The 27,000-nt window shown below is 57.8% G+C and carries 18 protein-coding genes and 9 pseudogenes; 17 read left to right on the forward strand and 10 right to left on the reverse strand.

Translation table 11 applies throughout. The features are described 5' to 3' along the window. Nucleotides 1-656 (forward strand): C48 family peptidase (locus tag NKI49_RS28140; protein ID WP_502908800.1); only part of this gene is annotated, 656 nt, incomplete at its 5' end. Nucleotides 657-750: 94 nt separating this feature from the next. On the opposite strand, the pseudogene NKI49_RS28145 reads toward NKI49_RS28140, so the two are convergent. Beyond that, a pseudogene (locus NKI49_RS28145) lies at nt 751-917 on the reverse strand (DDE-type integrase/transposase/recombinase); the annotation flags it as partial. Between the two features lie 78 nt (nt 918-995). On the opposite strand from NKI49_RS28145, the gene NKI49_RS28150 reads away from it, so the two are divergent. Next, the gene (locus NKI49_RS28150) at nt 996-1,979 is read left to right on the forward strand and encodes an IS5 family transposase (protein WP_352607887.1); all 984 of its coding nucleotides are present in this window, start codon (nt 996-998) and stop codon (nt 1,977-1,979) included. 101 nt (nt 1,980-2,080) lie between these two features. Here the strand turns inward: NKI49_RS28150 and NKI49_RS28155 are convergent, their stop codons facing one another. After that, nucleotides 2,081-2,707, reverse strand: a complete 627-nt coding sequence (locus NKI49_RS28155) for a DNA-binding response regulator (RefSeq protein ID WP_352607889.1) — start codon at nt 2,705-2,707, stop codon at nt 2,081-2,083. Nucleotides 2,708-2,889: 182 nt separating this feature from the next. Between NKI49_RS28155 and NKI49_RS28160 the strand changes: the two genes are divergently transcribed. Together NKI49_RS28160 and NKI49_RS28165 are read left to right on the forward strand one after the other, a co-directional pair. Then, on the forward strand, nt 2,890-3,879 hold the full coding sequence (locus NKI49_RS28160) for a LysR family transcriptional regulator (protein WP_352607891.1): 990 nt from the start codon (nt 2,890-2,892) through the stop codon (nt 3,877-3,879). Between the two features lie 353 nt (nt 3,880-4,232). Then, nucleotides 4,233-5,648, forward strand: a complete 1,416-nt coding sequence (locus NKI49_RS28165; protein WP_352607893.1) for a sensor histidine kinase — start codon at nt 4,233-4,235, stop codon at nt 5,646-5,648. A gap of 171 nt (nt 5,649-5,819) precedes the next feature. Here the strand turns inward: NKI49_RS28165 and NKI49_RS28170 are convergent. Then, nucleotides 5,820-5,972: pseudogene (locus tag NKI49_RS28170) on the reverse strand (transposase); the annotation flags it as partial. 72 nt (nt 5,973-6,044) lie between these two features. Here NKI49_RS28170 and NKI49_RS28175 point away from each other — a divergent pair. From NKI49_RS28175 to NKI49_RS33510, 3 genes and pseudogenes are all read left to right on the forward strand, one after another. After that, nucleotides 6,045-6,209: pseudogene (locus tag NKI49_RS28175) on the forward strand (IS256 family transposase); the annotation flags it as partial. Further along, entirely contained in the window at nt 6,189-6,380 is a 192-nt protein-coding gene (locus NKI49_RS33505; protein WP_502899633.1) for a DDE-type integrase/transposase/recombinase, read from the forward strand. The pseudogene NKI49_RS28175 and the gene NKI49_RS33505, both read left to right, overlap by 21 nt. A 44-nt stretch (nt 6,381-6,424) precedes the next feature. Continuing rightward, nucleotides 6,425-6,679 carry a DDE-type integrase/transposase/recombinase gene (locus NKI49_RS33510; RefSeq protein WP_502899632.1) on the forward strand — a complete coding sequence of 85 codons (255 nt, stop codon included), beginning with the start codon at nt 6,425-6,427 and terminating at the stop codon, nt 6,677-6,679. Nucleotides 6,680-7,167: 488 nt separating this feature from the next. On the opposite strand, the gene NKI49_RS28200 is transcribed toward NKI49_RS33510, so the two are convergent. Further along, nucleotides 7,168-7,629: a phasin gene (locus NKI49_RS28200; protein ID WP_352607915.1), complete on the reverse strand. Its 462-nt coding sequence runs from the start codon at nt 7,627-7,629 to the stop codon at nt 7,168-7,170. 286 nt (nt 7,630-7,915) lie between these two features. Beyond that, nucleotides 7,916-8,125, reverse strand: coding sequence for a hypothetical protein (locus NKI49_RS28205; protein WP_352607895.1), 210 nt, complete (start codon nt 8,123-8,125; stop codon nt 7,916-7,918). 44 nt (nt 8,126-8,169) lie between these two features. Here NKI49_RS28205 and NKI49_RS28210 point away from each other — a divergent pair. Then, nucleotides 8,170-8,869 (forward strand): annotated as a pseudogene (locus NKI49_RS28210) (IS6 family transposase). A gap of 198 nt (nt 8,870-9,067) precedes the next feature. On the opposite strand, the gene NKI49_RS28215 reads toward NKI49_RS28210, so the two are convergent. Then, entirely contained in the window at nt 9,068-9,535 is a 468-nt protein-coding gene (locus NKI49_RS28215) for an avidin/streptavidin family protein (RefSeq protein WP_352607897.1), read from the reverse strand. 414 nt (nt 9,536-9,949) lie between these two features. On the opposite strand from NKI49_RS28215, the pseudogene NKI49_RS28220 reads away from it, so the two are divergent. Then, nucleotides 9,950-10,503 (forward strand): annotated as a pseudogene (locus NKI49_RS28220) (IS110 family RNA-guided transposase); the annotation flags it as partial. Between the two features lie 217 nt (nt 10,504-10,720). On the opposite strand, the gene NKI49_RS28225 reads toward NKI49_RS28220, so the two are convergent. Next, nucleotides 10,721-11,417, reverse strand: a protein-coding gene (locus NKI49_RS28225) for an IS6 family transposase (RefSeq protein WP_352607899.1) whose coding sequence is annotated in 2 segments (ribosomal slippage) — nt 10,721-11,291 and nt 11,290-11,417 — 699 coding nt in all. Because the reading frame shifts where the segments join, the coding sequence is not laid out codon by codon here. A 387-nt stretch (nt 11,418-11,804) separates the two neighbouring features. On the opposite strand from NKI49_RS28225, the gene NKI49_RS28230 reads away from it, so the two are divergent. The 5 genes from NKI49_RS28230 to NKI49_RS28250 all read left to right on the forward strand — a co-directional run bounded on the left by NKI49_RS28230 (nt 11,805) and on the right by NKI49_RS28250 (nt 20,118). Further along, nucleotides 11,805-13,316, forward strand: a complete 1,512-nt coding sequence (locus NKI49_RS28230) for a hypothetical protein (RefSeq protein WP_352607901.1) — start codon at nt 11,805-11,807, stop codon at nt 13,314-13,316. 111 nt (nt 13,317-13,427) lie between these two features. After that, on the forward strand, nt 13,428-14,927 hold the full coding sequence (locus tag NKI49_RS28235) for a hypothetical protein (protein ID WP_352607903.1): 1,500 nt from the start codon (nt 13,428-13,430) through the stop codon (nt 14,925-14,927). Nucleotides 14,928-15,017: 90 nt separating this feature from the next. Further along, nucleotides 15,018-15,410 (forward strand): VOC family protein, encoded by a 393-nt coding sequence (locus tag NKI49_RS28240; RefSeq protein WP_352607905.1) that lies wholly within the window; start codon nt 15,018-15,020, stop codon nt 15,408-15,410. A 62-nt stretch (nt 15,411-15,472) separates the two neighbouring features. Continuing rightward, nucleotides 15,473-16,783, forward strand: a complete 1,311-nt coding sequence (locus NKI49_RS28245; RefSeq protein WP_352607907.1) for a di-heme oxidoredictase family protein — start codon at nt 15,473-15,475, stop codon at nt 16,781-16,783. Nucleotides 16,784-16,869: 86 nt separating this feature from the next. After that, nucleotides 16,870-20,118 (forward strand): S41 family peptidase, encoded by a 3,249-nt coding sequence (locus tag NKI49_RS28250; RefSeq protein WP_352607909.1) that lies wholly within the window; start codon nt 16,870-16,872, stop codon nt 20,116-20,118. Between the two features lie 136 nt (nt 20,119-20,254). Here the strand turns inward: NKI49_RS28250 and NKI49_RS28255 are convergent. Continuing rightward, nucleotides 20,255-21,077 (reverse strand): annotated as a pseudogene (locus NKI49_RS28255) (IS6 family transposase). Between the two features lie 18 nt (nt 21,078-21,095). Beyond that, entirely contained in the window at nt 21,096-21,275 is a 180-nt protein-coding gene (locus NKI49_RS28260) for a DUF3606 domain-containing protein (protein ID WP_352607968.1), read from the reverse strand. Between the two features lie 132 nt (nt 21,276-21,407). Between NKI49_RS28260 and ligD the strand changes: the two genes are divergently transcribed. Then, nucleotides 21,408-23,345 (forward strand): DNA ligase D, encoded by a 1,938-nt coding sequence (ligD, locus tag NKI49_RS28265; protein WP_352607970.1) that lies wholly within the window; start codon nt 21,408-21,410, stop codon nt 23,343-23,345. An 11-nt stretch (nt 23,346-23,356) separates the two neighbouring features. Here the strand turns inward: ligD and dinB are convergent. Beyond that, nucleotides 23,357-24,494, reverse strand: a pseudogene (gene dinB, locus NKI49_RS28270) (DNA polymerase IV). A gap of 166 nt (nt 24,495-24,660) precedes the next feature. Here dinB and NKI49_RS28275 point away from each other — a divergent pair. Then, nucleotides 24,661-24,927, forward strand: a pseudogene (locus tag NKI49_RS28275) (damage-inducible protein); the annotation flags it as partial. Beyond that, nucleotides 24,921-26,988, forward strand: a pseudogene (locus NKI49_RS28280) (helix-hairpin-helix domain-containing protein); the annotation flags it as partial. The pseudogenes NKI49_RS28275 and NKI49_RS28280, both read left to right, overlap by 7 nt. Nucleotides 26,989-27,000: the final 12 nt, after the last annotated feature.

Genomic DNA, 27,000 nt, shown 5'->3' on the forward strand with positions numbered 1-27,000 from the left:
AAAATCCGCCGGACCCCAGTCAGCTTTACACGGCCGCGCTGCAGTCGGACGGTGTTCATCTCACTTTTCACCCTGGAGCTTGGCTCGACGACGAGCAATGGCTAGGCGACGAGCACATCACAAGGGACTACCTGCTCCTGGAGCGCGAGTTGCAGGAGACCCTTCCGAATCTGGCCGCTCGGACGCGCCTCGTGGATGCCAGCATAAGCCTACTGTGGACGCAGCCCGGCCAGGCGCTAGAACACCAATGGGAGATGATCTTGCGCGGCGGCCGGCGCGGCGGCCCGGATACAGCCGACTTCCTGTTCCTGCCAGTGAACAATGCCAGTGCTCGTAGCCGCGGCAACCATTGGTCGCTGCTGCTCTTTGATCGCACGGACCGAGACAACCCGGTTGCCTATCACTACGACTCCTTGGGGGGATTCAACAACGGGATTGCAACAGCGCTCGCAGAAAGGCTGGGCGTGTTCGCGCCGCTCCAAGGCTTCATCAAGCGGCAGGATAACGGTTGGGATTGCGGCGTCTGCGTGCTGGACGCGACGCGGGAACTGGTTGGACGATTGGCACAAGGACTGCGGCAGCGGCAGCACCTTAAAAACCTCAATAACCTCGTTGCCGATCGGCGGGCACTCCAGGACCGACTGCGACCACCCTGATCGGCTCGCCTGCGCCCAACCTGGATGATGCCCTGGCGCCGATGGAGAGTTGAATTGGGCAACTGCTGACCGATACCGAAAGGGGGGGCTGAATGCCGACGCTGTCGAGGGCGCGATAAAGATACAGGTACATCCAACGGCCGCGAACCTTGATATAGATCTCGTCCATATGCCACTTGCCGGTTGCGGTCCGCTTGCGTTTGTTGAACAACGCTCCAGAAGCTCAGGCGAGAAGTGAACGACCCAACAATGCACGGTGGAGTAGCCTTGGTGCATGGATCCTTTGTCAACGGTTTGGCGATAGGCAGGCAGGATGGAAATCAGCTTGATGCGAGTGCCATGCCGTACAAACACAACGCAGATCGTCGTCATCACGTGGGAAAGATGAAATTCAGGGTGACGAATTGGCGTGACTACGAAGCAGGTCTGCGCCGGCGTGGTAGCCTGACCTTATGGGTAAGGCCGGAGGCACTTGCGGGATGGCGCGCTCCGCGACGCAAGACCCGCGGCGGCCAAGCCCGGTATTCCGATCTCGCCATTGAGACAGCGCTGACGCTGGGTTGCGTCTTCGCAATGCGGCTGCGCCAGACCGAGGGATTGCTCCACTCGCTGCTGGATCTCATGGGGCTGAAAGTCCCAGTTCCAGATCATACGACGCTGAGCCGTCGGGCACACAAGTGGGAGCCATCAGCCCGACGAAACCCGCCGCTGCCGGACGGCCCGCTGCATGTGCTTGTCGATAGCACGGGATTGAAAGTCTACGGCGCCGGGCAATGGCTGGAGCAGAAACATGCCGCCAGATCACGTCGCAACTGGCGCAAGCTGCATCTGGCAGTGGATGCCAAAAGTGGCGCGATCATTGCCCAAAGGCTGACAGATCAGGACGCGGATGATCCTTCCCAGGTGGCACCGCTGCTCGATCAGATCGACGGCGAGATCGACCAGTTCACAGCCGACGGAGCCTATGACGGCAAGCCAACCTATCGGTCTATCCTGCAGCACAGCGCAACCGCCAACATCGTCATTTCACCGCGTTCCACGGCGGTGGAAAGCGGTGATACCGGACCGCCTGGTCAAAGGGACAAGCACATTGCCGCAATCGCAAGCGACGGTCGGCTGAAATGGCAGGCAGCCACCGGCTACGGCAAGCGGGCGCTGAGCGAAACAGCCATCGGACGATACAAGGGGCTGATCGGACGGCGCCTGCGAGCACGCTCTCTTCCGGCTCAACAGACCGAGGTTGCCATCGGTTGCATCGTTCTCAACCGCATGCTGGCATGGGCACGCCCGGAGTCTATCCGGCGTCAAGTCACGCAGGCATAACCAACTACATTAATGATCGAAATGCGTTCGATTTCATATCCGCGCACCAACGCCCCTCGTGACCCTTGCCGACCATAGCTCGGAATGCGCCAGTTAAGGTCTTAAATCCCGTCCGGCAATCGGCCGCGCTTGAGCAGCTTGGCGCGAGCCTGCTTATAGTATTTCTCAACAGTAGCGGGGTCGACTCCAATTCGTTCACTGATCTGGTCGTAAACTTCCTTTCGCTTCATTCCGCGCTCACGGCGGCGCATCCAATCCAGGATTTCCTGCTCCCGGCCCGTTAGCCCCGAATAGTGAAAATCAGCCGCCAGCTGGTCCTTTTCCGACATCCAGATGGCAAATCCGCTTTGTGAAATATCCTGCAGCACCTCAGCCAAAAGTCCGCGCATCAGTCCGGTCTTGCTCACATATCCAGCCACCCCAAACCGACGACAGTGGTTAGCTTCGGCAACCGAATCTGATCCAGTGATAACTACGTGTGTCGATGAAGGTGATGCATCAACGACCTGCTCGATAACCGAGAGCCTATCACAGAGTGAGATCGGATTTACCCCCGGCAAGCCGGGGTCAATGAGAATGATGTTAAACTCGTGGGACTTCATTAGAGTCTTGGCTATATCTAATGTGGGAGCCCCAAGAAGAACGCTTTCGGTGAGGCAGTCCTTTAGTTCCTGGATCAGCGCCAGGCGCATTAAATCCTGATCTTCAATCACTAAAATCTGTTGCATAATGCGGTCCAATTATGACTGAAGCCCACACCCGCATAACGGGTCTAATGCTAAATATGATCGAGAAAAGCAACCTCAAATAGGGGGGGCCGCCCCCCTATTCCAGGAAACGGAATACGTCCATGGTTGCCGGCAACCTACAACGCGCGGTTGTGGTACACGCGAATCGAGGAATAGAGATCATGGACGAGCTCTCTTGTCGAAATGCCTCACAAGATTGGGGTCGGCCGCACGCAGGTCTGGTAACCCGCGACCACTATGTCGAACGGCGACGAGATCTGAATCTGGCATCCATCGACCTGAATCTGCTGGTGGCATTGGAAGCCCTGCTGGAAACCCGCAACGTCACGCATGCGGGCCTGCGCGTCGGCAAGAGTCAACCAGCGATGAGCCGGGCGTTGGCAATGCTGCGCGGCATTTTCAACGATGATCTCTTGGTTCGAGTCTCAAGGGGCTTCGTCTTGACGTCGCAAGGCGAACGCTTGGCCCTAATGCTGCCGTCGGCGTTGAATGCGATTCGGAAAATGGTGATGGATAGCAGCGTCAACACAGGGGAGCGGCTGTCGAAGGCCACGATCGCCGTGCCCGATCACCAAACGCTGCTCCTGCTGCCGCGGCTCATGCAGCGCGCGCCTCACCTTGAGATTGCCTCCCATTCGCTCTTTAAAGGCACCCTACAAGCGCTTGAAGAAGGCGATATCGATCTGGCCGTTGGGCAGATCGCCGCCGCTCTGCCAGGCTACTTGCGGCGCAGCCTCTATACTGACCACTTCGTGTGCTTGCTGCGCCACGACCACCCGGCACTGGCGCAGGAACGGACAATTGAGAGCGTTATGGCCCTGCGTCACGCCGCCATCAGCTCAGAATCCGGTAGCCAACTCGGGCAAATTTACGACGCTCTGCCAGAGCTAGGATCACCGGACCGCAGGATACGGTTTTCCAACGTGTTAACGGCCGCCACGGTGGCTGCGACTTCCGATATGGCCCTCGTTGTCCCGCACCGGGCGGCTATGCGATTTTCCGCCATGCTACCGCTCACGGCGGTCGACCTACCGATAAAAATGGAGCCCTATGAGGTTGCGCTGATCTGGCACGAGCGTTGGCATCGCGACCCAGAGCATAAATGGCTGCGCGGTGAGATCGCCGCAGCGCTAACTAAAGGAGCAAACTGACCCGGGGGCGCAGCAAATAGATAGCCTGCAGCTACCCAGTCCGAAACCAGACGCCATACTCGAAGCTATGCCTGTTGCAGACGGTATGAACCGGGGTCGGATGCTCGCATCGAGCTGCGACGAGGACCAGCGGGTTCTCCCGAAGTCATACGCTCTGTCGCCTGGACGCATGCGCTGGACGAACCATGAAAATCGTCCTCACGATGCCCCTGTCGAAGACATGCTCGCCGGAAACGACATAGCGGGCGGGTCAATTGCACAGGTTAACGGACTCAATAGTTCCAACCCTGAGACGCGCACCAATAAACCACGGTTGATGCTTCCGAATTGGCGTCGACCGACAGGCCGAATTATTGATTATCAGTTCGATTGCAGGGCCATCAGGTTCGATCAATGAGTATAAAGGGATCCCGATTAAAATTGTCCGTATTTGTTTTGGAACGGCTGCCGCCCTCGTGTGTGCTTGCGCACTGCTCAATTTTGGCCCGGTTCTCGACATTGCAGCCGGTGCCATGATCCTAAAACGGTTCTTCAACTCCACAACTGGCCTCTATGTCGCGCTGGCTATGGCACTCTCACTAGGCTGCTGGTCGTTTGTTCTGTCCGAACACTATCGACAAGAGACCGGCCGATCACTGGGTCAGACCTTTGAAACTTTGCGCATGGCGGAAGAGACCCGGGTGGGCATCGTGCGGATTGCCGGCTGGCTTCGTCTCGCCAGCGAGACCAGAGAACTCGAGCCGGCGTTCGGGCGCCAAATCACATTGATCATCGCCAATATCGACCGACTACTGACGCTCGAACAGTTAAGCCAAAAAGAAATCGATCTTCTGCTCAAGGCCCGGGAAGTCATAAAGACGCAGGTCATGCCAATCGCGCTAATCGGGAGAGGCTATGATGACGCACTCCGGCGCACGGACGAAATTGAGCAGAATATGTCCGAAATCGGTCGTTTGGCAGCTGCTCACCGCATCAGCGTCAAAGAGAAAGCAAAGATCGCGATCGCTGCTACGCGTAACCGCTTCGTTTTCGCACTCGCGCTCGTTATGGTGGTTATTGGCTTCATAATAATAGCGCAACGTGCCGAGTTTTCCATGCGCCGCGATGAATACATTCGGGCTTTTTCGTTGCTGCATGCCCATATGACCCGATCACGCATTGTTGCACTTCGGCTGTTTCTTGGCTATTTGGGGGATCAGACTCCGCCATCGCCCGAGATGTTTAAGGCTGCACAAGACGCGGCGAAGGAACTCGAAGATATTACTAACGGGCTCATGCGGATCGCCAATTCAGGACGAGATCTTCGCACGGAGCCGCTCGGCAAACTTCTTCAAGAGAATCGTAGTGCACTTGACACCCACATTCGATTGGAAATCGACGACAACGCGAAAGAGTTGCAAGTTCCGGCGACCCAAGTTCGCTTGATTGTCGAAGAGCTTGTAAACAACGCTACGAAGGCTGTTCGGGGAAGGCAAGACAAGCAGGTCACGATCGGAGCTCGCCTTCTCAACCGACGCTTCTTGTTCGCGCGCAGGCTTCTCATTAAAATTTCGGATAACGGTGGTGGCATGACCTCGGATATTCGTGACAAAGCCGCAACGCCGTTCTTCTCGACCCAAGGAGGCGCGCACGTTGGCCTCGGTTTGACAGGCTGCATCGAAATGGTGAACGCGATGCGCGGCAGCGTCAGAATCACTTCGACGCCCGGGGTTGGAACTATCGTGCGTATTGTGTTGCCGATTGACACCGGTAGGATGGCAGTCATCTAACCGGCTTTATGCACGGCGCTGGAAGTTTGGCGGCCTGAGGTGGTGATCTGGTCGCCGTTTCGGTTCTTTTTGACGAGCTGGTGGGTGCCGGCGGGATGCGTCGTGGATGGAAAGCGGGGGTTTGCAGGTTGCGGTCGGCGGGTTCGTTTCGGGGCGTTGGCGCCCCGTCGGCTACGTCACGAGCTGCGGGATCCGATCAAGCACGATGCGCAGGATGCGCTGGTCCGGGCAGGAGGTCGGCAGGTGCAGGCGGATCTGGGTTTTCATCTCGACCACGCGCGCGGCGATCTTGATGAGGCGCAGTCGCAGCGTGTCGAATTGGGCGACTGCGAAGCTCGAGGGACTGTCAGGAATTTCGTGTGCGGGCGGGCATAATGGGTAAGAAGGAGTCCCACTATGTCGCGACGCAAAGACCCTGCGATACCGAATGAGCTTCTCGATCAGTTGCTGGCTGGTGGCGCGGCCAGCGCCGCTTTTGATCAGGGCGGTTTGCTCGATTCACTGAAGAAAGCGCTGACCGAGCGCGCCTTGAACGCGGAGATGGATCATCACCTGGCCGGCTGGGTCGTGCATTTTTCGCCTCTGCTGCTTGAACGCTTCAACCGGAGAAAACGTCAGGTCACCGGCAAGTGGCACGTCGATGAAACTTATGTCCGGGTGCGCGGTCGCTGGATGTACCTCTACCGCGCCGTCGACAGCGTGGGCGATACGATCGTTCAGCGAAAACCGTGACCTGCCGGCGGCCAAACGCTTCTTACCGAAGGCCCTGCAGCGCCATGGCAGGCCGGAACGTATCGCCATCGACGGCAGCCAGACCAATCACGAGGCCATCCGACCTTGCGATCTTGAATCGCCTGCGGCATCGATCGCGACGAGCACTGAAGTCGATCAGCATCCGCAAGACCCAGTATTTCAACAACCGCATCGAGCAGGATCATAGGCGCATCAAGCGCCAGGTCCGGTCCATGCTCGGCTTCAAGTCAACCACAACCGCCGAACTATCCTCTCGGGCATCGAGATGGTTCATATGATGCGCAAACGACAGGCCAGGTTTGCCTACAATCCCACGCCCTCCATTGCCAAGCAGTTCGAAATGCTCGCCGCATGAGCGCCGCGTGACGCTCAACCTGCCCTTGCGACCTCAGCTGGAGTTTGCGACGGAACCTCTGAAGGCGGTGCCCAGCCTGAAGACGCGCATGGCATTGACCACGGCCTATGCCACGGGCCTTCGCTCCTCCGAGACCGTCGGTCTGAAGGTTGGCGAAATCGACAGCGAACGTGCGTCATCTTGGTTCAGCATGGCAAGGGCCGCTACGTCAGCATCACGTGCTCCTCCATAACTGAGAAGTGTTCTCTGCCAGGCTCCGCTTACCGTAAGGTTGGCGCCAGAGCCTTTGCGACGCGATACCTCAATGAGCTTGCGTGACTACCAGTTACTTCCCAGCTTCGTACGTTGCCGTCGGGAACGGCGGTGACATCAGTCGGGCCCCCGTGTCGGAGGACCGGACTGCTACGCTTATCAGGCGGCCTTGAGGTCCCGGAGCCTCTTCTCGAAGACGTCCTTGACCGGTTTGGAGATATCGGTCACCGCCTTGGTAGTGAGCGCCCGAAAATCCTTAGCCTGCTCGGCTCCCATTTCGACCCGCTTGGTTAGGAATGTGGTCTGCAGCTCAATTACCGCGGACAGCGACTTCGCGCCGGCTAGGGCTTCAAGATGCGAAAAGTCGGCTTCGGCATTGGCGCGCAGCGCAGCGATCGTCGCCAGCGACAGCTCATTGCCGACCGACCTCGCGGTTTCTAAGGTCGACTTGAGCACTTTCTGGATCTCATCAGCGCCGAACTGGAATTTGGCCAGCACTTCTTTCGATTGCTCGACGCCCTTTTCGGCGACTGCGTGGAACTGATCAATTGCCTTGCTGGGGTCGAATGCCTGGAATTCGTTGGTTTCGGCGGTTTGGCTATTGTCTGTGATCTTGGACATTTCCGGATCCTTTTGGTTGGTGATGGTGAACATGCGATGGCGTCCGCAACGTATTTGCGAATGATCAAGCATATGCCGTGCCAAACGATAAATCGGTTCGGAACAATACGGTACTCGAACGCAGCTGTGTCGCATGTCCGACCTCGGCGGACGCTGTGTAGGTTTGTTGCCACGGCTGTATGGGAGCGCAGGTTTGACGCGAGGCCAATTACGCGGCAAGGATTTGGAATTGCTTGGCCAGGGATGGATTTTGATTGTAGGCGAAGCTCGCCTTGTTGCTTACACATCACGTGAACCATTTCGATACCCGTTTAGGATGTTTGCGTCTGATGCTGGTGATTTGAAGCCGAGCATCGGCCGGATGCGGCGATGAGCCTGTTCCGATCCGGTTATTCAGGTATTTACTCTTGCGGATCCGGATAGGCGTCAGCCGACGGCGACGGATCGTCTCGTAGGAAATGACGATGCCGCGCTCGAGCAGCATTTCTTCGGGCATCGTCAACTTCACGAAGCGTGGATACCGATGTGCGATGACGGGCTATGACAGAGCGTGACCCACTCTACCGCCGCCATCGCTTCCCCGCCGAGATCATCGCCGATGCTGTCTGGCTCTATTTCCGTTTTCCTCTCAGTTTGCGAAGGTCGAGGACTTGCTGGCGGCACGAGGGATTATTGTCTCGCATTAGACAGTCCGGCTTTGGGCAGAAATTCGGGCGGACCTTTGCCAGCGAGATCCGCCGCCGCTCAGCGGGTCGGCTGGGTGACAAGTGGCATCTCGACGAGGCCGTCGTTTCGATCCGCGGCAAGAAGCACTGGCTCTGGCGCGCCGTCGGTCAGGACGGTTTCGTCCTGGAGGTTCTGGTGCAAAGTCGTCGCAATGCCAAGGCGGCCAAGCGTCTGATGCGCAAGCTGTTGAAGGGCCAAGGCCGCGCGTCGCGCGTGATGATCACCGACAAGCTTCGAGTCTTACGACGCTGCAAAGCGAGAGATCATGCCGGGGGTCGAACACCGTTCGCATAAAGGCTTGAACAATCGGGCGGAGAATTCCCATCAGCCAGTCCGGCGACGGGAACGGATCATGAAACGCTTCAAGTCACAACGCCATTTGCAGCGCTTCGTCTCCATTCATGATCCGATTGCCAACCTGTTCCACATCCCCCGCCACGAAATCTCCTCCAGCCATCATCGCGAACTGCGTTCAGAGGCAATGAACCTGTGGGCAAAAATCGCTCGGGCATGAACCGTCGTGGGGCAAGCGGGCTACGACCGCCTCGCGCTCTTTAAGTTTACGATGCCTCCCGGACTGGTGGTGCCTACCCTACAGCGACCTGGTCAACAGAGCATCGACATCTCTACCCCAGAGCAGGCTTGCTGCAGACGTCCGAGATACTCTCAAACGCCGCACCAGGTTTTTGGGTTCAGCCGGGCCTCGATATTGTTAGTCTTTGATTGGCGCGTCGCCTGTCGTTGGCTCGGTATATGTGAACAAATCTTTACCGTTTGTGACGGCAGGACCTGATCCACCTTGATAGGCCAAGTTCCATTCTGTAACGATTTGCAGTGCCCCACTGCTGCTCTTGGCTGCATAGCCTGTCCAGCCGGTCGCCGAGTGGCAGTTCTCGAGGCCGTTATTCCAGCCGACAGAAAAGGCGATGAAATTGCCGGTCACCCGCCCCGCGATCGGATATGGAGAGTTCTGGCAGCCTGTGCCCTTGGCGCGATTGACATACTGGCCCGTAACCCCACCATTTGAGTCAAACGAGAGGACCATAGTCGAACCTTTATCGTTCATCCACGCGCTTGATGCACCAACCAAGCTGGAAAACTGCTCAAACGAGGCAGGTTCAAAAGCCATCGCGGCGCTGGCTAGCGAAAGGCCAAGTCCGGCGAACATAAAACGAAACATACCAGTATTCCTCCTCATGGGGTCATGCATCTGTATTCAGCCACCCTTGTCCTTGCGGGGTGTTGCGGCAACTCATGCTCGCAAAACAGCCGACATTCAGGCAGCGCTAATACTCCATATCTAAAGCAGGCGGACCCAGGATCTAAAGCAGGCGGACCCAGGAAGTAGCTATCCTACACCAAGCCATATGACAATTCTGTGATATTCTGTAACATTTTGTTGGCACCGCCATTTTCTCTGGCCGGATGCTTGTGTAGCGAACGCTCGAGCGATCGACTAAAAGAGCCTTGCATGCCCGACGCTGGCTCACCCCATGCCGACCGCAAGCGTGGGGCCACAACGCATCGCTTGGCATCGAGCGTCCGCCTTGTCCTCCTGCCGCACCATGAGGCTGTCAAACCGAAGGAGGTTGCAATGCCAAAACGCAACGTACCGCGCCCTGCCGCAGTCTACGGAATTGATATCGGTAAGAACATATTCCACGTCGTCGGTCTCGGAAGCGACGGAGTGCCAGTCCAGAGGGTTCGTTTCCGACGCGACACGCTGCTCCAATTCTTCGAGCGCGCATCACCGGCGATCGTGGGGATGGAATCGTGCGCCGGCTCTCAATGGATTGCCAGGAAGACACAGGCGCTCGGACATAAGGTGCGCTTGATTCCCGCACAATTTGTGAAGCGGTACGTCAAGTCGAACAAGACCGACATCATCGACGCGGAGGCGATCGCTGAGGCGGCCACACGGCCAAATGCGATTTGCAGCGCTCAAGAACGAGGAACAAACCGACCTTCAGGCTTTACACCGGGTTCGGGACCAGATGATCGGAACGAGAACGCGCCTGATCAATCAGATGCGGGTCTTCTGGCTCGAATACGGGATCGCGCTGCGCCAAAGCGCAGGTATGTTCAAAGCTCGACCTGCCACAGGTTCTCGAGGACCAATCAAACGACCTTTCGTCGGTGATGCTTAGACGCCGGCACGATCGTGCGCGATTACCTTGATGCCCGGATGGCGCTCCAGCCAAGATGCGTCCGTGTCGGCATTTCGATCCGGTTGCTCCGACATGAGATTCCGTTAATAATGTAAATATGAGGAAAAAGTGACGGGCACGCGCACGATCGACTTCAAAGGAAAGGGTTTTGTTGCAACGGCTGAATAGGGGCGCAGAGAGGCCTGATGCGAGGTCAATCAGGCGGCGAGGATTTCGAACTGCTCGGCCAGGGACGCATTCGGATTGAAGGCGTACCTCGCCTGTCGCTTGCGCATCATGTGGATCATTTCGATGCCGGAAAGGATGGTGGAGGCGGTGGCCGTCGATTTGAAGCCGAGCATCGGCCGGACCCGGCGCTTGATGCGCCGATGGTCCTGCTCGATCCGATTGTTCAAATACTGGCTCCGGCGGATGCGGATCGGCTTCAGCCGGCGTCGGGTGCGATCCTGCAAGCGATTTGTGGTGTCGCAGGAAACGATCGCCTCGTGGTTGGTCTGGCTCCCGTCGATGACGACGCGATCCGGTCGGCCATGACGCTCCAGCGCCTTTCTGAAGAAGCGTTTGGCCGACGGCAGGTCGCGCTGCTCGCTGAAATAGAATTCGACGGTGTCGCCGACACTGTTGATGGCGCGATAGAGATACATCCACTGGCCACGGACCTTGATGTAGGTCTCGTCGACATGCCATTTGCCGGTCACGCTACGCTTGCGCCGGTTGAAACGCTCGAGCAACAAGGGCGAGAAACGAACGGTCCAGCGGTGGATGGTCGTGATCGACCGTAATGCCGCGCTCGGCCATCATCTCCTCAAGATCACGCAGGCTCAGATTGTAGGCAAGGTACCAGCGCACGCAAAGCAGGATCACGGATTGGTCGAACTGGCGGCCTTTGAACATTGCAACCTCCGAAATGATCGAAGGCTCCTTGCCACAGCGCTGGTAATCAAAAGGTTGCAACAGATCCCCCTGACCTCCTGCTCAGCAAATAGTTTGCCAGACGTGCGGATGTCTAGAGAATGATGCGCAATTAAGACATTGCTTAAGTTGAAATAATCTGCGTCGAAAACAGAACGGCTAAATAACGGATTTCTAATATACAATGCTGTAGTATAAGCGATGACTAATTTATTATTTATGATCTTGACCAACAAAACTAGCCGTGTCAATTACCCTTTTGTCTGTATTCCGTTCCAAACATAGAGCGAGGTAGGCAAACATAGAGCGAGGTAGACAATGTTAAATTCCCCTCTTAAGCCCGTTTCCCTAGCCGCTTTCGCGCTCGCGATGGCAAGCAGCGTCGCCTTTGGCGGGAGTACGCTCAGTCAGCTGTCGCAAAAAAGCATTGATGGTGCGGGGCGCAACATCATGCGCACCGCCGATGGCGGATTGGTCTCAACCTATTCCGTTGGCACCGGCTCGCGTCTCGACCTTGTCTTCAGCGCATCGCTGGACAATGGCGACAGCTGGAATGAGACTGTCGTCAAGGGCGTTGACGGCAAGGCTCGCCAGGCAGCCATCGATTCCAATTTTCAAGGCTCCTATATCGCCTTCACGGAAGAACGTGACGGCGATACCGTCGGCAGGATCGCGTTTGCCAGCGCGCCGTTGGCTGACAAGCCCCAAATTGTCGTCTCCGAAGCCGTAACACCTGCCGGCGTCGAAGCGACCGACACATTTATTCAGGCGTCGCGCAAAGGCTGGGGCGCTCTTGCTGACGAAAATCGTGAAACCGTAGTCTATGGTTGGCAGGACAAGCAATCGAAGAGCCTCTATGTCGGCGTTTCCATGGACGGACGCACCTTTCCCATGGCACGGAAGGTGATCGAAGACATCTATGCGACGTCAGGGCCAGCCGTTGCCATCCGGGGCAACTATGTCATCGCAACCTATCAGACCACGAACCCCGCTTTCGCTCCGTCCGATGTGGCGCAAGAAACGATATCGCAACGATCTTATCCCGCCTGGATCGAATCCATGGATGGCGGCGAGAGCTGGTCTCAACCGAAGCCATTGTTTGGGTTCAAAGCGGCAGATTATCCCGTGGTCAAAGTTGAGTCACAACCGGGCCAGTACGACAATCTGCGGTTGGCTGGCGGCACGTCCCAGCCTAATTCGCCGATCCTCAATTGGGGAGGGATAGGCGATAGGATTGGCGGCGGCGGCGGTTCGCGCGATTCCGGTACCACGGATGTTGGCGCCGAAGACAAATCGGCGGCGGCGGCAGATGTTTCTCAAATGGAAGGGGCTGCAGCCGCTCTTAATCCCGACGACGGCATAACCTTCGTGCAGACATCGATGATGGGAATAGACGGAGCCGGCCGGAAGGGCGAAGTCAGCATTGTCAGTTTCCGTCAGATCAAGCCCGACGCGCCATGGACGCATGTTATAGCGAACAACAAACTGTCGGCAAATAGCCGGGACGCTGAGACATCGAAAACGGATGCAGCGACATCGCATTTCCAATATAGCGCGCTCATCGACACGCCGGTTCGGGCGACCACATATAAGGAGACTAGCAATGGAGATGCTCGTCTCGTCGTTGCGGTCTCAACCGATACGGGCAAGGTGTTTAATCGGCACGTAAGCTTCACGCGCGACGCATTGTCCGACCTGGGGCTTCAAGGCTTCGATGACAAAGCGATCTTCGCGGCCAGCCAGTGTTTGTTCGAAGATCGCAACGGAGACGTCTTCGTCGATCTGCTCGTATCGCAGGGCGACAACACGCGCTACGCTCGCCTGCCGATCGGCGTTAATGCGGCTCAGTTGAGAGCGGCCGCCAAGTCCAGCGGTCCATAGACCCTTTCCGGGGTTGCATTGCATCTTTCCCATTCCACCAGATTTGGCGTGCGACACGCACCTGTACTGAACGGGTGCGTTGTCCACTCCCAAGATAGAACGAGGTAGAGAATGTATAATTTTCCTTTGAAGCCCGTTTCCCTGGCCGCCTTTGCGTTCGCGATGGCAAGCAGTGTCGCCTTTGGCGGGAGTATGCTCAATCAGCTGTCACAAGAAAGCATTGATGGTGCAGGGCGCAATATCATGCGCACCGCCGATGGCGGACTGGTCTCAACCTATTCCGTTGGTAATGGCTCGCGTCTCGACCTCATCTTCAGCGCTTCGCTGGACAATGGCGAAAGCTGGAATGAGACTGTCGTCAAGGGCGTTGACGGCAATGTGCGTCAGGCAGCCATCGATTCCAATTTTCAAGGCTCATATATTGCCTTCACAGAAGAACATGATGGCGTGACTGTCGGCAGGATCGCTTTTGCCAGCGCACCGTTCGCTGACAAGCCCCAAATTGTCGTCTCCGAAGCCGTAACACCTGCAGGCGTCGAAGCGACCGACACATTTATTCAGGCGTCGCGCAAAGGCTGGGGCGCTCTTGCTGACGAGCACCGTCAAACGGTTGTCTACGGTTGGCAGGACAAGCACTCGAAGAGCCTCTATGTCGGCGTTTCCAAGGACGGCCATACCTTCCCGATGGCCAGCAAGGTTGTTGACGATCCGTATGCGACGTCAGGGCCAGCCGTCGCCATCCGGGGCACCTACGTCATTGCAAGTTATCAGACCACCAACCCCGCATTCGCTCCGTCCGATGTGGCGCAAGAAACGACATCGCAACGATCCTATCCCGCCTACATCGAATCCCAGGATGGCGGCGAGATCTGGTCTCAACCGAAGCCATTGTTTGGGTTCAAAGCGGCAGATTATCCGGTGGTCAAAGTTGAGTCACAACCGGGCCAGTACGACAATCTGCGGTTGGGAGGCGGCACGTCCCAGCCGAATTCGCCCACCCTCAATTGGGGTGGCACGCGTGAATTGGGCCAGACAGACGATGACAAGACCCTTTCATCCTTGGACCCATCCGTCGATCCCAATAACGGTATAAGCTTTGTTCAGACCTCGATGATGGCTACGGACGGCAAGGGGCGGCGGGGCGAAGTCAGCATTGTGAGCTTCAAAGCCATCCGGCCTGTGAATGCACCGTGGCAGCACGTCATTGCGAACAACAAGCTCTCGCAAGCTGTGCAGAATACCGAGACATCGAACCCCGGCATGTCGACGTCGCATTTCCAATATAGCGCGCTCATCAACACTCCAATTCGAGCGACGGCATATAAGGAATATGATGAAGGCAACGGCAATGCCCGGCTTGTCGTTGCGGTCTCCACCGACACCGGCATGAATTTCACCAATCATGTGAGCTTTACCGCCGACGAATTGGCCAAGCAGGGGGTGCAGGCGTTTGGCGAGGAGGCCATCTTCTCGTCAAGTCAATGTCTCTTTGAAGACCGGAACGGCGATGTCTATCTCGACCTTTTCGTATCGCAGGGCGGCGATACACACTATGCTCGCGTGCCAATAGGCGTGAACGCGAGCCAATACAGAGGATCAGGCCGTTCGTAAGAACTGCAACCGAGAGTGCGACCCGACAGGGTCGCACTCTGCCTTTGATTGACCAACCCTTGGTAGTTCTGCTTAATTGCGAGGTAACGAATGCTGCATCATATCGAAATCTATGTTTCAAACATCGATGCTTCGTATGCCTTTTGGGAAACGATTCTGGCGAGAATCGGTTATAAAGAAACGTCCGCGTGGGACGATGGATTTACCCTTCGAAGAAAACGGGAAGCTTATCTGACATTCGTACAGGTGTCCCATAAATACAAGAATTATAAATATCATAGAAGCGGGGTCGGCCTGAATCATATTGCTTTCAAAATCGAAGAGCGATCAGAAGTAGATTCGATGCGACAGTACTGCATCGAAAATTCTATCCCCATGTTATATGATGATCGATACCCATTCGCTAGCGGTATCAAAGATTATTATGCCCTGTTTGTAGAGGATCCGGATCGAATAAAGATTGAATTTGTTGCAGGCCACTGACCTGGTAATTTCACAATGTCCTCCCGTGTTAACGCCGGCGCGTGAGAAGGCGCAGTGGGGCCATGCGATTTCCTTCTAGATCCATCAAAAATGTCGTCGCTTGTTCACTCGTTTTTCTAGCGCTTGCTCCCTTGGGCTCATTCGCGGGTGACGACTGGTACGACGCGAAGAAGACCGGTGGGGCGCTGACCGTATATTCATTCGGGGAGTCGCCCTACAATCATGCCGCTCCTTTCCTCGAGCTCGAGGAGCGGCGCGTCTTCTCCAATGGTGCGCTTGCCTTCAGGAATAGCCATCCGATCGACGGGCTTTCGAGCGTCGAAAGCGGCCCGCCTATCGAAGCTGATTACAATGCTCGTTCCTGCGAAAGCTGCCATCCGAGCGACGGCCGAGGGATTTCGCACACAGAGGCGTTCGATTCGACTGGCTTTTCGGTCAAGGCATCAAGCCATCACTCTGTCCCGCCGGTATTCCGAAACATACTCGTCCCAAGCGTTTCCCAGAAACTTCAAGGCGTGGAATGGGAAACGAAGCAACAGATCACGCTAGGGGGCCAACTCGTCGAGCTCGTTGCACCTGTAGCAATTGTCGATGGCGAAAAAAGACTTGTCGATCTGCGCAATGCGCCAGGAGTCTACGGTTTAGGCTTGCTCGAAGCGATTTCCGACGACGAGATTAGAAAAGCAGCTGAAAAACAAGAATTCTCGGCATTCGGTGTGAGAGGCATCGTCGGGACGGCATGCGAGCAGCGGGCCAGCAACTCTTGTGATAAAGTCGGCCGTTTCGGATGGAAGGCAACTGTTTCCAATCTGAATATGCAGACGCGCTCGGCTCTCGCCGGTGAGCTCAGCATTCATCAACCTATCCCCAAAGAGACCGCACCTAACGCCCGATCGGAATATGATCGATTGGTGACGGACCTTGCCGAATACCTCAAAGTGCTGGCCGTGCCGGCGCGACGGCTCGACAACGCAAATGAGAATGCGCGAGGCGCGCGCTTATTCGAGGAAGCGGGCTGCGCCATGTGCCACAGGCCGTCTTTGCAAACAAGCTCGCGGGAAGACACGGACAAGCGGGTTCGTGGTCAGCGAATTTATCCGTTCACCGACATGCTGCTCCACGACATGGGTGAAGCTCTTGCGGACAGTAATGATGACGGCCTCAGCCGATATTGGCGAACGCCCGCTCTTTGGGGCATCGGCATGCAAGGCACTGTCTCGGAGAAAGTCGGCTACCTGCACGATGGACGGGCGCGCAACTTCTTGGAGGCCATCCTTTGGCATGGCGGAGAGGCGACCTATTCCGTGTCGCGCTTCAAGGACCTCCCCAAGGACGACAGGGACGGGCTGGTTGCGTTCCTGTCGTCATTGTGAGGTCAGCAGCCAGCGGAAGGTCTGGAGCGGTTCCCAATCGCAACTGCGGAAAGCATGCGACCAATATCGAAGTGTGGAGCTAGATCGTGCGCAATCTCAATTATAACTTCCAGTTTCGAAAAGCATGGAAGTCCTTGGCGACGATCATCGGAGTATTTATACTTTCGGTTTTTTCCGCGAAGGTGTGTCTAGCACAGGAGGCTCCATATTTTGCCCGAAATCCATCAGGGTATGGTTCCAGCCTTGTCTTTGAATTCAATGGCCGCATTTGGCTCCAGGAACGGGGGAAGTTCGCGCGCCGAATAACTGGTGGCCATACTGACGAAACGTCGCCAATGCTTTCCCCGGATGGAAAGCATGTCGCATTTTCCGCATTGGACGGCCGATCATCGGAGATTTTCTTTGCCTCACCGGCCACGGGGGAAATCGTCCGTCTGACCTATGACGGCGGCCTCGATGCAAAGGTAGAGGGATGGCTTGGCAACTCCCAAGTGCTCTACTCAACGACGATAAAATCGAAGAAACGCGGGCCGCTGCTTTTCATCGTCGATATCGCGACACGTAGGGTGAGACCTGTTCCATTGGCAGAGGCCTCAGAGGGATGTCTTTTCAAAGGAAGCGTCATATTCGTCAAAAACGAGAAGCTCATCGACAATAACAGGCTGTATCGTGGGGGGTATGCGCAATCGATATTCCGAATCTCGGCCGATATCCTTGCCGACATCGCGCCCGGCGCTGTAACTCCTGGAATCCAAGCGGTTCCGTTGACCTCCTCCTACTCGGGAATAAGCCGTCAGCCGCTATGTGCGCTCAATCGTATCTATTTTCTGTCTGACCGCAGCGGCCGCTTCAACCTATGGTCCATAGACCTAAACGGCGCGAATCTAAAGCAGCACACGTTTGAAAGTGTCTACGACATCGGTTCGATTTCGTTGCTGGGCGACGGGTCAATCCTGTACCAGCAACTGGGCGACGTCTATTCTTTCGACCCGACGAGCGGCAAGACTGAGAAGGTTGAGATACGTCTGCCTCCGCATGCGGTCAGCACCGTCGATTTGATGACGTTCAATACGAACGACGCGACCGAGCTGCAGCTGTCCAATGACGCGAAACGTGCAGTGATCGTATTGCGGGGGAATTTGTGGTCAGTCGACGTCGCCGCCAAAACGGCGTCGTGCCTGGAATGCAGCCCAGCTGCCCGGGTGAAATCGGTGCGTCTTGCAGCCGGGGACAATCTCTTTGCACTATCGGACATGAGCGGAGAAGACAGAATTTATCGATTTGACCTCCGCAGTGGGGACGCGAAGGAAGTCCACAATGATATTGTGGAGCCACTTGAAGATATTTCGGTGTCGCCGGATGGTTCGATCATGATCGCCATCACGATCTCCGGAAAGTTGTACCGGCTTGACTCTCAAACGGGCCGCGCAGCGATCATAGATGTCGCCTCAAAAACCATGCCGCGATGGTTGAGCTGGGCTGCGAACAGCAGGAAAATGGCATTTGTGACCTACACGCCGCAAGACATCGGCCGTGTGTCCATATTTGATGTTGACTGCAATACCGTCACTCACGTAACCAGCGGTCGGTATGAGTCCTATTTTCCGGCTTTTTCTTCAGACGGTAGGAAGCTCTACTTCATTTCGGAAACAAATTTCCGTTCGACGGTAACCGATCCTTGGGCACCCAGAAACTACTGGCCGGACTATCAACACCGCGGCCTTATCTATTCGATCGATTTGGACAGGGTCGGTGATTCCAGTGCCGGTCTCAAGACATCTACGGCGCAGAACAGCTCTTGGTCCGAGTGCGCCGACAATGGATATGCACGCCCGTTGACGATGCGCGATTACCAGTTGGCAACGGAAGAATTGCCGATCGTGGCCGCGAACTATGCCATGTTGTTTGCGGTCGGGGATCGTCCATACGCTGTCGTGAAAAAAGCTGTTCGTGACGAAAAAGGCAATCTCGTGGACTTCCCGAAACTGTCGGAAGGACGCCGCCGAGTTTCGCGTCCCCTTTTTGACGAAGATATTTTCAAAATCGAATGGTCGGCGGATAAGCGGTCGCTGATAGCCATAGGCCGAGGCGGGCTCTTTGCTGCACAAGTGCCGCCTGACGGCACGTTGCCGCAAAAGACGGATTTGAACAATGTTTCGAACCTGGCCGTGAAAATCGACAAATCGGTTGAGCGTGTTCAGATGTTCAATGAGATGTGGCGGCTCTACCGGGATTATTTCTGGGATCCCAAAATGAACGGGAAGAATTGGGAAGATGCCCGGCGCAAATACATCGGATTCTTGTCAAGGGTGTCGAACCGAACCGAGTTCAACGAGGTAGCATCCGCGATGGTTGCCGAGCTCGGCGTAGGCCATACATCGATGCGCTCACCGATTGATTTCCCGGACAAGCAGCGCGGCCTAGGAAGATTGGGAGGGGCTTTTTCCGATGGCGACGGCGATGGCGTGAGGGTCGTAGAAGTCTATGACGGCGATATCGACCTGGCGGAAGACAGATCGCCATTGAGCTTGGCCAATCCGCCGATAGTCCCCGGGGACCACATTACGCAGATCAACGGCGCACGCGTTCGCAACCAAAGCTCTTTTGATGAACTTCTCGATGGGCAGGAGGGACAAACGCTATCGATAACAGTCAGCAAAGCGGATGGTCGCGTGCTGCACAATGCGGTGAAAACGATCAGCCCAACCGAAGAGGCATTTTTGCGCTACAGGCATTGGACCTTTTCAAATCAGGAGATGGTGGACAAATTAAGCGGCAGAAAGGTCGGTTATCTGCACCTCTATGCATCCTATGAAAGGGATTTGGCAACTATCGTACAGCAATATCCATCCATGCAAGGTAGAAAAGGCATAATAATTGATGTTCGCGGAAATAATGGCGGGAACATGGATGCGTGGATATTGAATTTTCTACAACGAAAGACGTGGATGTACTTAAATGGTCGCTACGATAGCGTTCTATTTAAGAATCCAAGGGATTCTTTCGAAGGAAAATTTGTTGTTTTGGTCGATGGTGACACATACTCCAATGGCGAATTGATCGCTGAAGGCGTGCGGCGTATGGGTTTAGGCGTTCTGATTGGCACGCGAACGTCAGGAGCAGGCATTTGGGTCAATAGCGGCAGAACCCTAGTTGACGGCGGCCCGGTCCGGATTCCTGAATCGGGTTCCTACGTCAAAGAAAACGGGGTTTCTCGATGGCTTATTGAGGGCGAGGGTATCAGACCCGACATATACGTCGAGAATGACCCTTATCTGTTTTATCATGGCTACGATAAGCAGCTGCGTGCCGCTGTCGACTATCTCATGCACTGACGTCGTACTGCTGCCGACCAGCGATGAGAAAGAGGACGACCAAGACGATGACTCCGAGCCGGAGCCGGTGGAGGATGCCGATTGGTTTTGTTGCAACGGCTGAATAGGGGCGCAGAGAGGCCTGATGCGAGGTCAATCAGGCGGCGAGGATTTCGAACTGCTCGGCCAGGGACGCATTCGGATTGAAGGCGTACCTCGCCTGTCGCTTGCGCATCATGTGGATCATTTCGATGCCGGAAAGGATGGTGGAGGCGGTGGCCGTCGATTTGAAGCCGAGCATCGGCCGGACCCGGCGCTTGATGCGCCGATGGTCCTGCTCGATCCGATTGTTCAAATACTGGCTCCGGCGGATGCGGATCGGCTTCAGCCGGCGTCGGGTGCGATCCTGCAAGCGATTTGTGGTGTCGCAGGAAACGATCGCCTCGTGGTTGGTCTGGCTCCCGTCGATGACGACGCGATCCGGTCGGCCATGACGCTCCAGCGCCTTTCTGAAGAAGCGTTTGGCCGACGGCAGGTCGCGCTGCTCGCTGAAATAGAATTCGACGGTGTCGCCGACACTGTTGATGGCGCGATAGAGATACATCCACTGGCCACGGACCTTGATGTAGGTCTCGTCGACATGCCATTTGCCGGTCACGCTACGCTTGCGCCGGTTGAAACGCTCGAGCAACAAGGGCGAGAAACGAACGGTCCAGCGGTGGATGGTCGTGATCGACCGTAATGCCGCGCTCGGCCATCATCTCCTCAAGATCACGCAGGCTCAGATTGTAGGCAAGGTACCAGCGCACGCAAAGCAGGATCACGGATTGGTCGCGAATGGCCTCGGCCGGAAACTTCTCATCGGACGTTTTCAGTTCCTGGAGGCAGACGATGTCGTACGCGGTCGCCGTGAGCCACTTGAGGAGCACGGGCAGCCGGCCATTGACGCCGTTGACATTGAAGGTGGCGATGCGGACCATCTGCCCTGCGGCCGCGGCTCACTTCTTGCCGAGCTTGTCCTCAACCTTCTTGCGACTGTTGCCGACCGATTTCACGGCCGACATGACCTCGGCCTTGCTGGCGCCGGTCTTGCCCGCCTCGTATTTCACTTCATGATCCTGCCCGCCAGCGACCTTCGCGCGGTCCTGGCTGCGCCCGCGAGTTGTTTGAGTAGCCATTTCTTCCTCCAAGGATTGCGTTTCAATTTCCCAACAACGCGGCCGGACTCTTCCGGTTCAATTCATCGGCGCGCAGTGTGGAACTGAAACCCAGGGCAGAGTATTGAATCGTACTATGTATTCGGGCTCCCCATGTCGGCCGTAGAGGCTGGCCTCCCCAAAAAGCGCGCACGGCGCAGGGACTCAGAATCTACCCCGAAATACCCCCTACCGCAATTTCGTCCGTTCCAATTCTGCACGCTGACCGACGACATACCGGTCGGTGCCAATTGGCTCTTCGAAATGAAGTTCGACGGCTACCGCGCCCAGGTCGCCATCTCGGAATCTGAAGTCGTCGTCTACACGCGCAACGGCCACGACTGGACCCGCCAGTTCAATGTGATCCTGCCGCCACTGAGATCTTTGACCAAGGGCTCGTCGCTAATCGACGGCGAGATCGTGGCCATCGATAGCCAGGGCCGCACCAACTTCTCGATGCTGAAGACCGGCATCGCCGCCGGCATGCCACTCAAGTTCTATGCCTTCGACCTGCTGGAATTGAACGGCGAGGATCTGTCCACCCGGCCCCTGCTCGAGCGCAAGGAACGCCTTGCCGAACTGCTGGGCGAGAGGGACGCGGGCGACAGCCTGCAGTACTCCAGCCATATCGCCGACAATGGCAGACAGGTTTTCGATGCCATGTGCGCCGGCGGCCACGAGGGCATCATCGCCAAGCGCGCCGACAGTCGCTATGTCGGCGACCGCACCGCGAACTGGCTCAAGATCAAGTGCACGAAACGACAGGAATTCGTGGTCGGCGGTTACCGCCCAAGCGACACCGGCCGTGGTATGGCCTCGCTGATCCTAGGCACCTACGAAAACGGGAAGCTGATCTACCGCGGCCGCGTCGGCACCGGGTTCACCGAGTCGATGCGCAAATCCATTCTCGCGCAGTTGGAGAAGCGGCTTCTGGACAAACCCGCCTTCGTTTCCGTGCCGCGCGACATTGCGCGCCGCGCCCGCTGGGTAAAGCCCGAACTCGTTGCCGAGGTCACCTATTCCGAGGTGACACCGGACGGCAGCCTGCGGCATCCAAGTTTTCAAGGTATGCGCGAAGACAAGCGAGCCGACCAGGTGGTGATGGAACTGCCGAATACGCCAGCGACGCCTGGCTCGACCGATCTCGATCCCGCGATCGGCAAGGAGATCTCGGCTGCGGTCGGCGTCAAGCTGACCCATCCAGACAAGGTCATGTATCCCGGCACCAAGGTGACAAAGGCAACGCTGGCTGCCTACTACGCCGCGGTCGGCGAGAGGATGCTGCCGCACATCCAGGGTCGGCCCCTTTCGCTGGTGCGCGACACCGACGGCGACCTGCAACAGACCTTTTTTCAGAAACACAAGCTTCCAGGCATGCCCAAGGCCATCCACGACGGCCAGTTGGAGAAGATGTCTGGCAAGGAAAGCCGCATCCTCTGGGTCGATGACCTGGCGGGGCTGATCGCCGGCGTCCAAATGAACGTGCTCGAATTCCACGTCTGGGGAAGCCTGCGCCAGCAGCCGAGCCTGCCGCACCGGATAATCTTCGACATCGACCCCGACGAGGGCCTGGGCTTTGGTGACGTCAAGCAGGCCGCCCTCGACATACGCGGCGTTCTGGAGGCACTCGGCCTCCAATCATGGCCTCTGCTATCCGGAGGCAAGGGCGTTCACGTCATCGTCCCGCTCGTCCCCAAAGCCAACTGGGAAGAGGTCAAAGGCTTCTGTCAGGACTTCGCTGAGTTGCTCGCCCGGACCGATCCGTCGCGCTTCGTCGCCAATATGAGCAAGGAGAAGCGCAAGGGTCGGATGTTCCTAGACTATCTCCGCAACGGCCAGGGCGCCACGGCAATATGCCCCTGGTCGACTCGGGCGCGGTCTGGTGCGTCGTGCGCCGTGCCGGTTACTTGGGATGAGTTGCCGACCTTCAAAAGTGCCAACGCCTTTGACGTTTTCGCGGCTGCTGCGCGGGCTCAGCAGCGCGACGCCTGGGAAGGCTATTTTGATGTTGAACAAACGCTGACGGACCGCATCCGCAAAGCAGTCCAGTAGGACTTGATGCCTTAGACGGTTAGCGACATCTGCCGGTCTGCCTCGGGTCGCGTTCCGCCCAAATTCGAAAGCGTAACCCCGAGCAGTCGTATGCCCTTGGCGACGGGAAACAACTGTTCGAGGAGTGTGCCGGTGACGGCTGCGAGGTCCGTCTCCGCCTCGATAACGCCCCCGACCGTGCGGCTGCGCGTGACCTGCTGAAAATCGGCGAACTTCACCTTGAGCGTCACGGTACGGCCCTTGATCGATCGTTCCTCGCAATAGCGCCAGACCTTGCCGACCAGCGGCCCCAGCTCGTTGCGAGCACTTTCGAGATCAAACAGGTCGCTCGCGAAGGTATCTTCGGCCCCGACCGACTTGCGCTCGCGATCGGGCCGCACCGGCCGTTCGTCGATACCCCGAGCGATCCAGTAATAGTATGGGCCGGCCTTCCCGAACTTCTCTTCTAGAAACTCCAAGCTCTGTGCGCGCAGATCGGCGCCGGTCTCGGTGCCGAGCCGGGCCATTTTATCGGCGGTCGCCGGACCAACCCCGTGAAACTTCCGCACGGGCAAGGCCTCGACAAAGGCCGGACCAAGCTTCGGGGTGATAACGAACAGCCCGTCGGGCTTGTTCTGGCTGGAGGCGAGCTTGGCCAGGAATTTGTTGTAGCTGACGCCGGCCGAAGCCGTCAGACCGGTCTCGGACTTTATCTTCGCACGGATCATTTCCGCGATCGTCGTGGCGACCGGGATGCCCTGCAGATTGTCGGTGACGTCGAGATAGGCCTCGCCGAGCGAGAGCGGTTCGATGAGTGGCGTATGCTCGGCGAAGATTGCGTGGATCTGCTGGGAGACGGCCCGGTAGGCGTCAAAGCGCGGCGGCACGAAGATCAGATCAGGGCATTTGCGTTTCGCCGTAATCGAGGGCATGGCCGATCGCACCCCGAATTTTCTAGCCTCGTAGCTCGCAGCGGCCACCACCCCGCGCCGCCGAGCCGCCGACTGCCACCGGCTTGCCGCGCAGGTCCGGATTGTCGCGCTGTTCGACCGAGGCGAAGAAGGCATCCATGTCGACATGGATCATCTTGCGAAGGATGGCCGTGCCCTCCCGCGGTGTATCAGCTTCTCGGCTTTTGTCGCTTCCCTCGCCCACTTCGCCGTCCTGCATCACCTGCGGCATATCAAGATAAACCGCGCCTCGATCAAGGGCAGTCTGGGATCAACTCTCGCAGCGGCGCAACGAGTCCGATTGACACTCGGACACCAAAGAGAACAAATAAGGAACATATCAGCCCCGAAATCCATTGGGAAGACAGTTTGAGAGTGTTTCGTTTATGGGTCAGCCGGCCGCCAGCCCTGCTATCGCCGCACTTCGCGAGCGAATCGCGCGCCTCGAAGGTGGGCCGGCGCGCAATCGTGCCACGCTTCCCTTCGGCGTTCCCACGATCGATAAGGTCTTGCCGGGAGGCGGGCTGGCGCTCGGGGCGCTGCACGAGGTTGCCGGCGGCCGCAACGGGGCGATCGATGGGGCGGCGGCGGCGCTTTTTGCCGCCGGCATTGCAGCGCGCGCCAAGGGCAAGGTGCTCTGGTGCGGCGCAAGGAGCCCCCGGACATCGATGTCGACTTCGAGCATGAACGGCGCGAGATCGTTATGCAGTGGGTCTACGAGACCTATGGGCGCGACCACAGCGCGCTGTCGGCCTGCCCGAGGACGTCACCAAGCTGCTTTCCTCGCAGTTCTGGGGACACGGTGAGGGCATCGACGAGACGCGCGCTCGAGAGCTCAATTTCAACATGGCCGATCGCAGGCTGCGGCTGACGCTGCTGCGACAGGTGCCGGGGCGTGCCCTCGAGCTGCTGCGCCAGCTCAAGCGGACCTAGTGCCGATCGAGCCGGCCCGCATGGTCGACCGCCAGGTCATCGAGTGGGACAAGGACGATATCGACATCCTCAAATTCATGAAGGTCGACGTCCTGGCGCTCGGCATGCTCACCTGCATGAAGCGCAGCTTCGACCTCTTGGCCGAGCACAAGGGCATGACCCTCGACCTGGCCACCATCCCGGCCGAGGATCCGGCGACCTACGCCATGATCCGCAAGGCCGACACGATCGGGGTCTTCCAGATCGAGAGCCGCGCCCAGATGTCGATGCTGCCACGCATCAAACCGCGCACCTTCTATGACCTCGTCGTCGAGGTCGCCATCGTGCGCCCGGGCCCGATCCAGGGCGACATGGTCCACCCCTATCTTCGTCGCCGGGAGGGCAAGGAGCCGGTCGAGTTTCCGACCCCCGAGCTCGAGCGGGTACTCGGCAAGACTTTGGGCGTCCCCCTGTTCCAGGAGCAGGCCATGCAGGTCGCCATGGTCTGCGCCGGCTTCAGTGCCGGCGAAGCCGACCAGCTGCGCCGCGCCATGGCGACCTTCAAGCACACGGGCGGCGTCAGCAAATTCCGCGACAAGCTGATCGGCGGCATGATCGCTAACGGCTATACCCCGGACTTCGCGGCCACCACCTTCAAGCAGCTCGAAGGCTTCGGCAGCTATGGTTTCCCCGAGAGCCATGCCGCCAGCTTCGCCCTCATCGCCTACGCCTCGAGCTGGATGAAATGCCACCATCCCGATGTCTTCTGCTGCGCGCTGCTCAATTCCCAGCCAATGGGCTTTTACCTGCCGGCCCAGATCGTGCGCGATGCGCAGAGCCATGGCGTCGAAGTCCGGCCCGTCTGCATCAATGCCAGCCGCTGGGATTGTACGCTGGAGCCGATCGACGAAACGGGACGCTTCGCTGTCCGCCTCGGCCTGCGTCTAGTCAAAGGTCTCGCCAATGACAACGCCGCGGCCATCGTTGCCGCGCGAGCCGATGAGCCATTCTCCTCGGTCGACGATGTCTGGCAGCGAGCCGGCGTGCCTGCCGCCGCGCTCGTCCAGCTCGCCGAAGCCGATGCGTTCCGGCCATCGCTAGGCCTCGCGCGGCGGGAGGCTCTCTGGGCGCTCAAGGGGCGTCGCGACGAACCGCTGCCGCTCTTCGCCGCCGCCTCCGAGCGCGAGCGGCGCACAATCAGCGAACTGCAGGAACCCGAAGTTGCCCTGCGTCCGATGATGGCGGGCCGGGAAGTGGTCGAGGACTATGGCCATGTCGGGCTCACCCTGCGCGACCATCCCGTCAGTTTTCTGCGTGCCAGCCTCAGTCAGCGCCGGATCATCAGCTGCGCCGAAGCCATGGGCGCGCGCGATGGCCGCTGGCTCGAAGCGGCAGGGCTGGTTCTTGTCCGGCAGCGGCCGGGCTCGGCCAAGGGCGTCATGTTCCTCACCATGGAGGACGAGACCGGCGCGGCTAACGTCGTCGTCTGGGTGAAGGTCTTCGAGAAGTTCAGGCGCGTGCTCTTGTCCTCCTCAATGCTGGGCGTGCGCGGTCGCATTCAGCGCGAAGGCGATGTGGTGCATCTGGTCGCGCATCAGCTTTCCGACGTTTCGGCCGAGCTCGCCACTGTCGGCAAACGTGGCTCGCCATTCCCCCTGCCGCATGGTCCAGGTGACGAGGCCCGTCACGGTGGGCCCGGCCTGGATCCACGAAGCCTGCCGAAGGGCTTCAAGCCGCGCGATCTCGTTGACCCGACGTTGAAGGTCGAGCCGATCAAAGTGAAGACGCGCGACTTCAAGTAAACGCTCTCTTCG

Origin of the sequence: Mesorhizobium sp. M0587, assembly GCF_040320945.1 — a bacterium.
Taxonomy (GTDB): Bacteria; Pseudomonadota; Alphaproteobacteria; order Rhizobiales; family Rhizobiaceae; genus Mesorhizobium.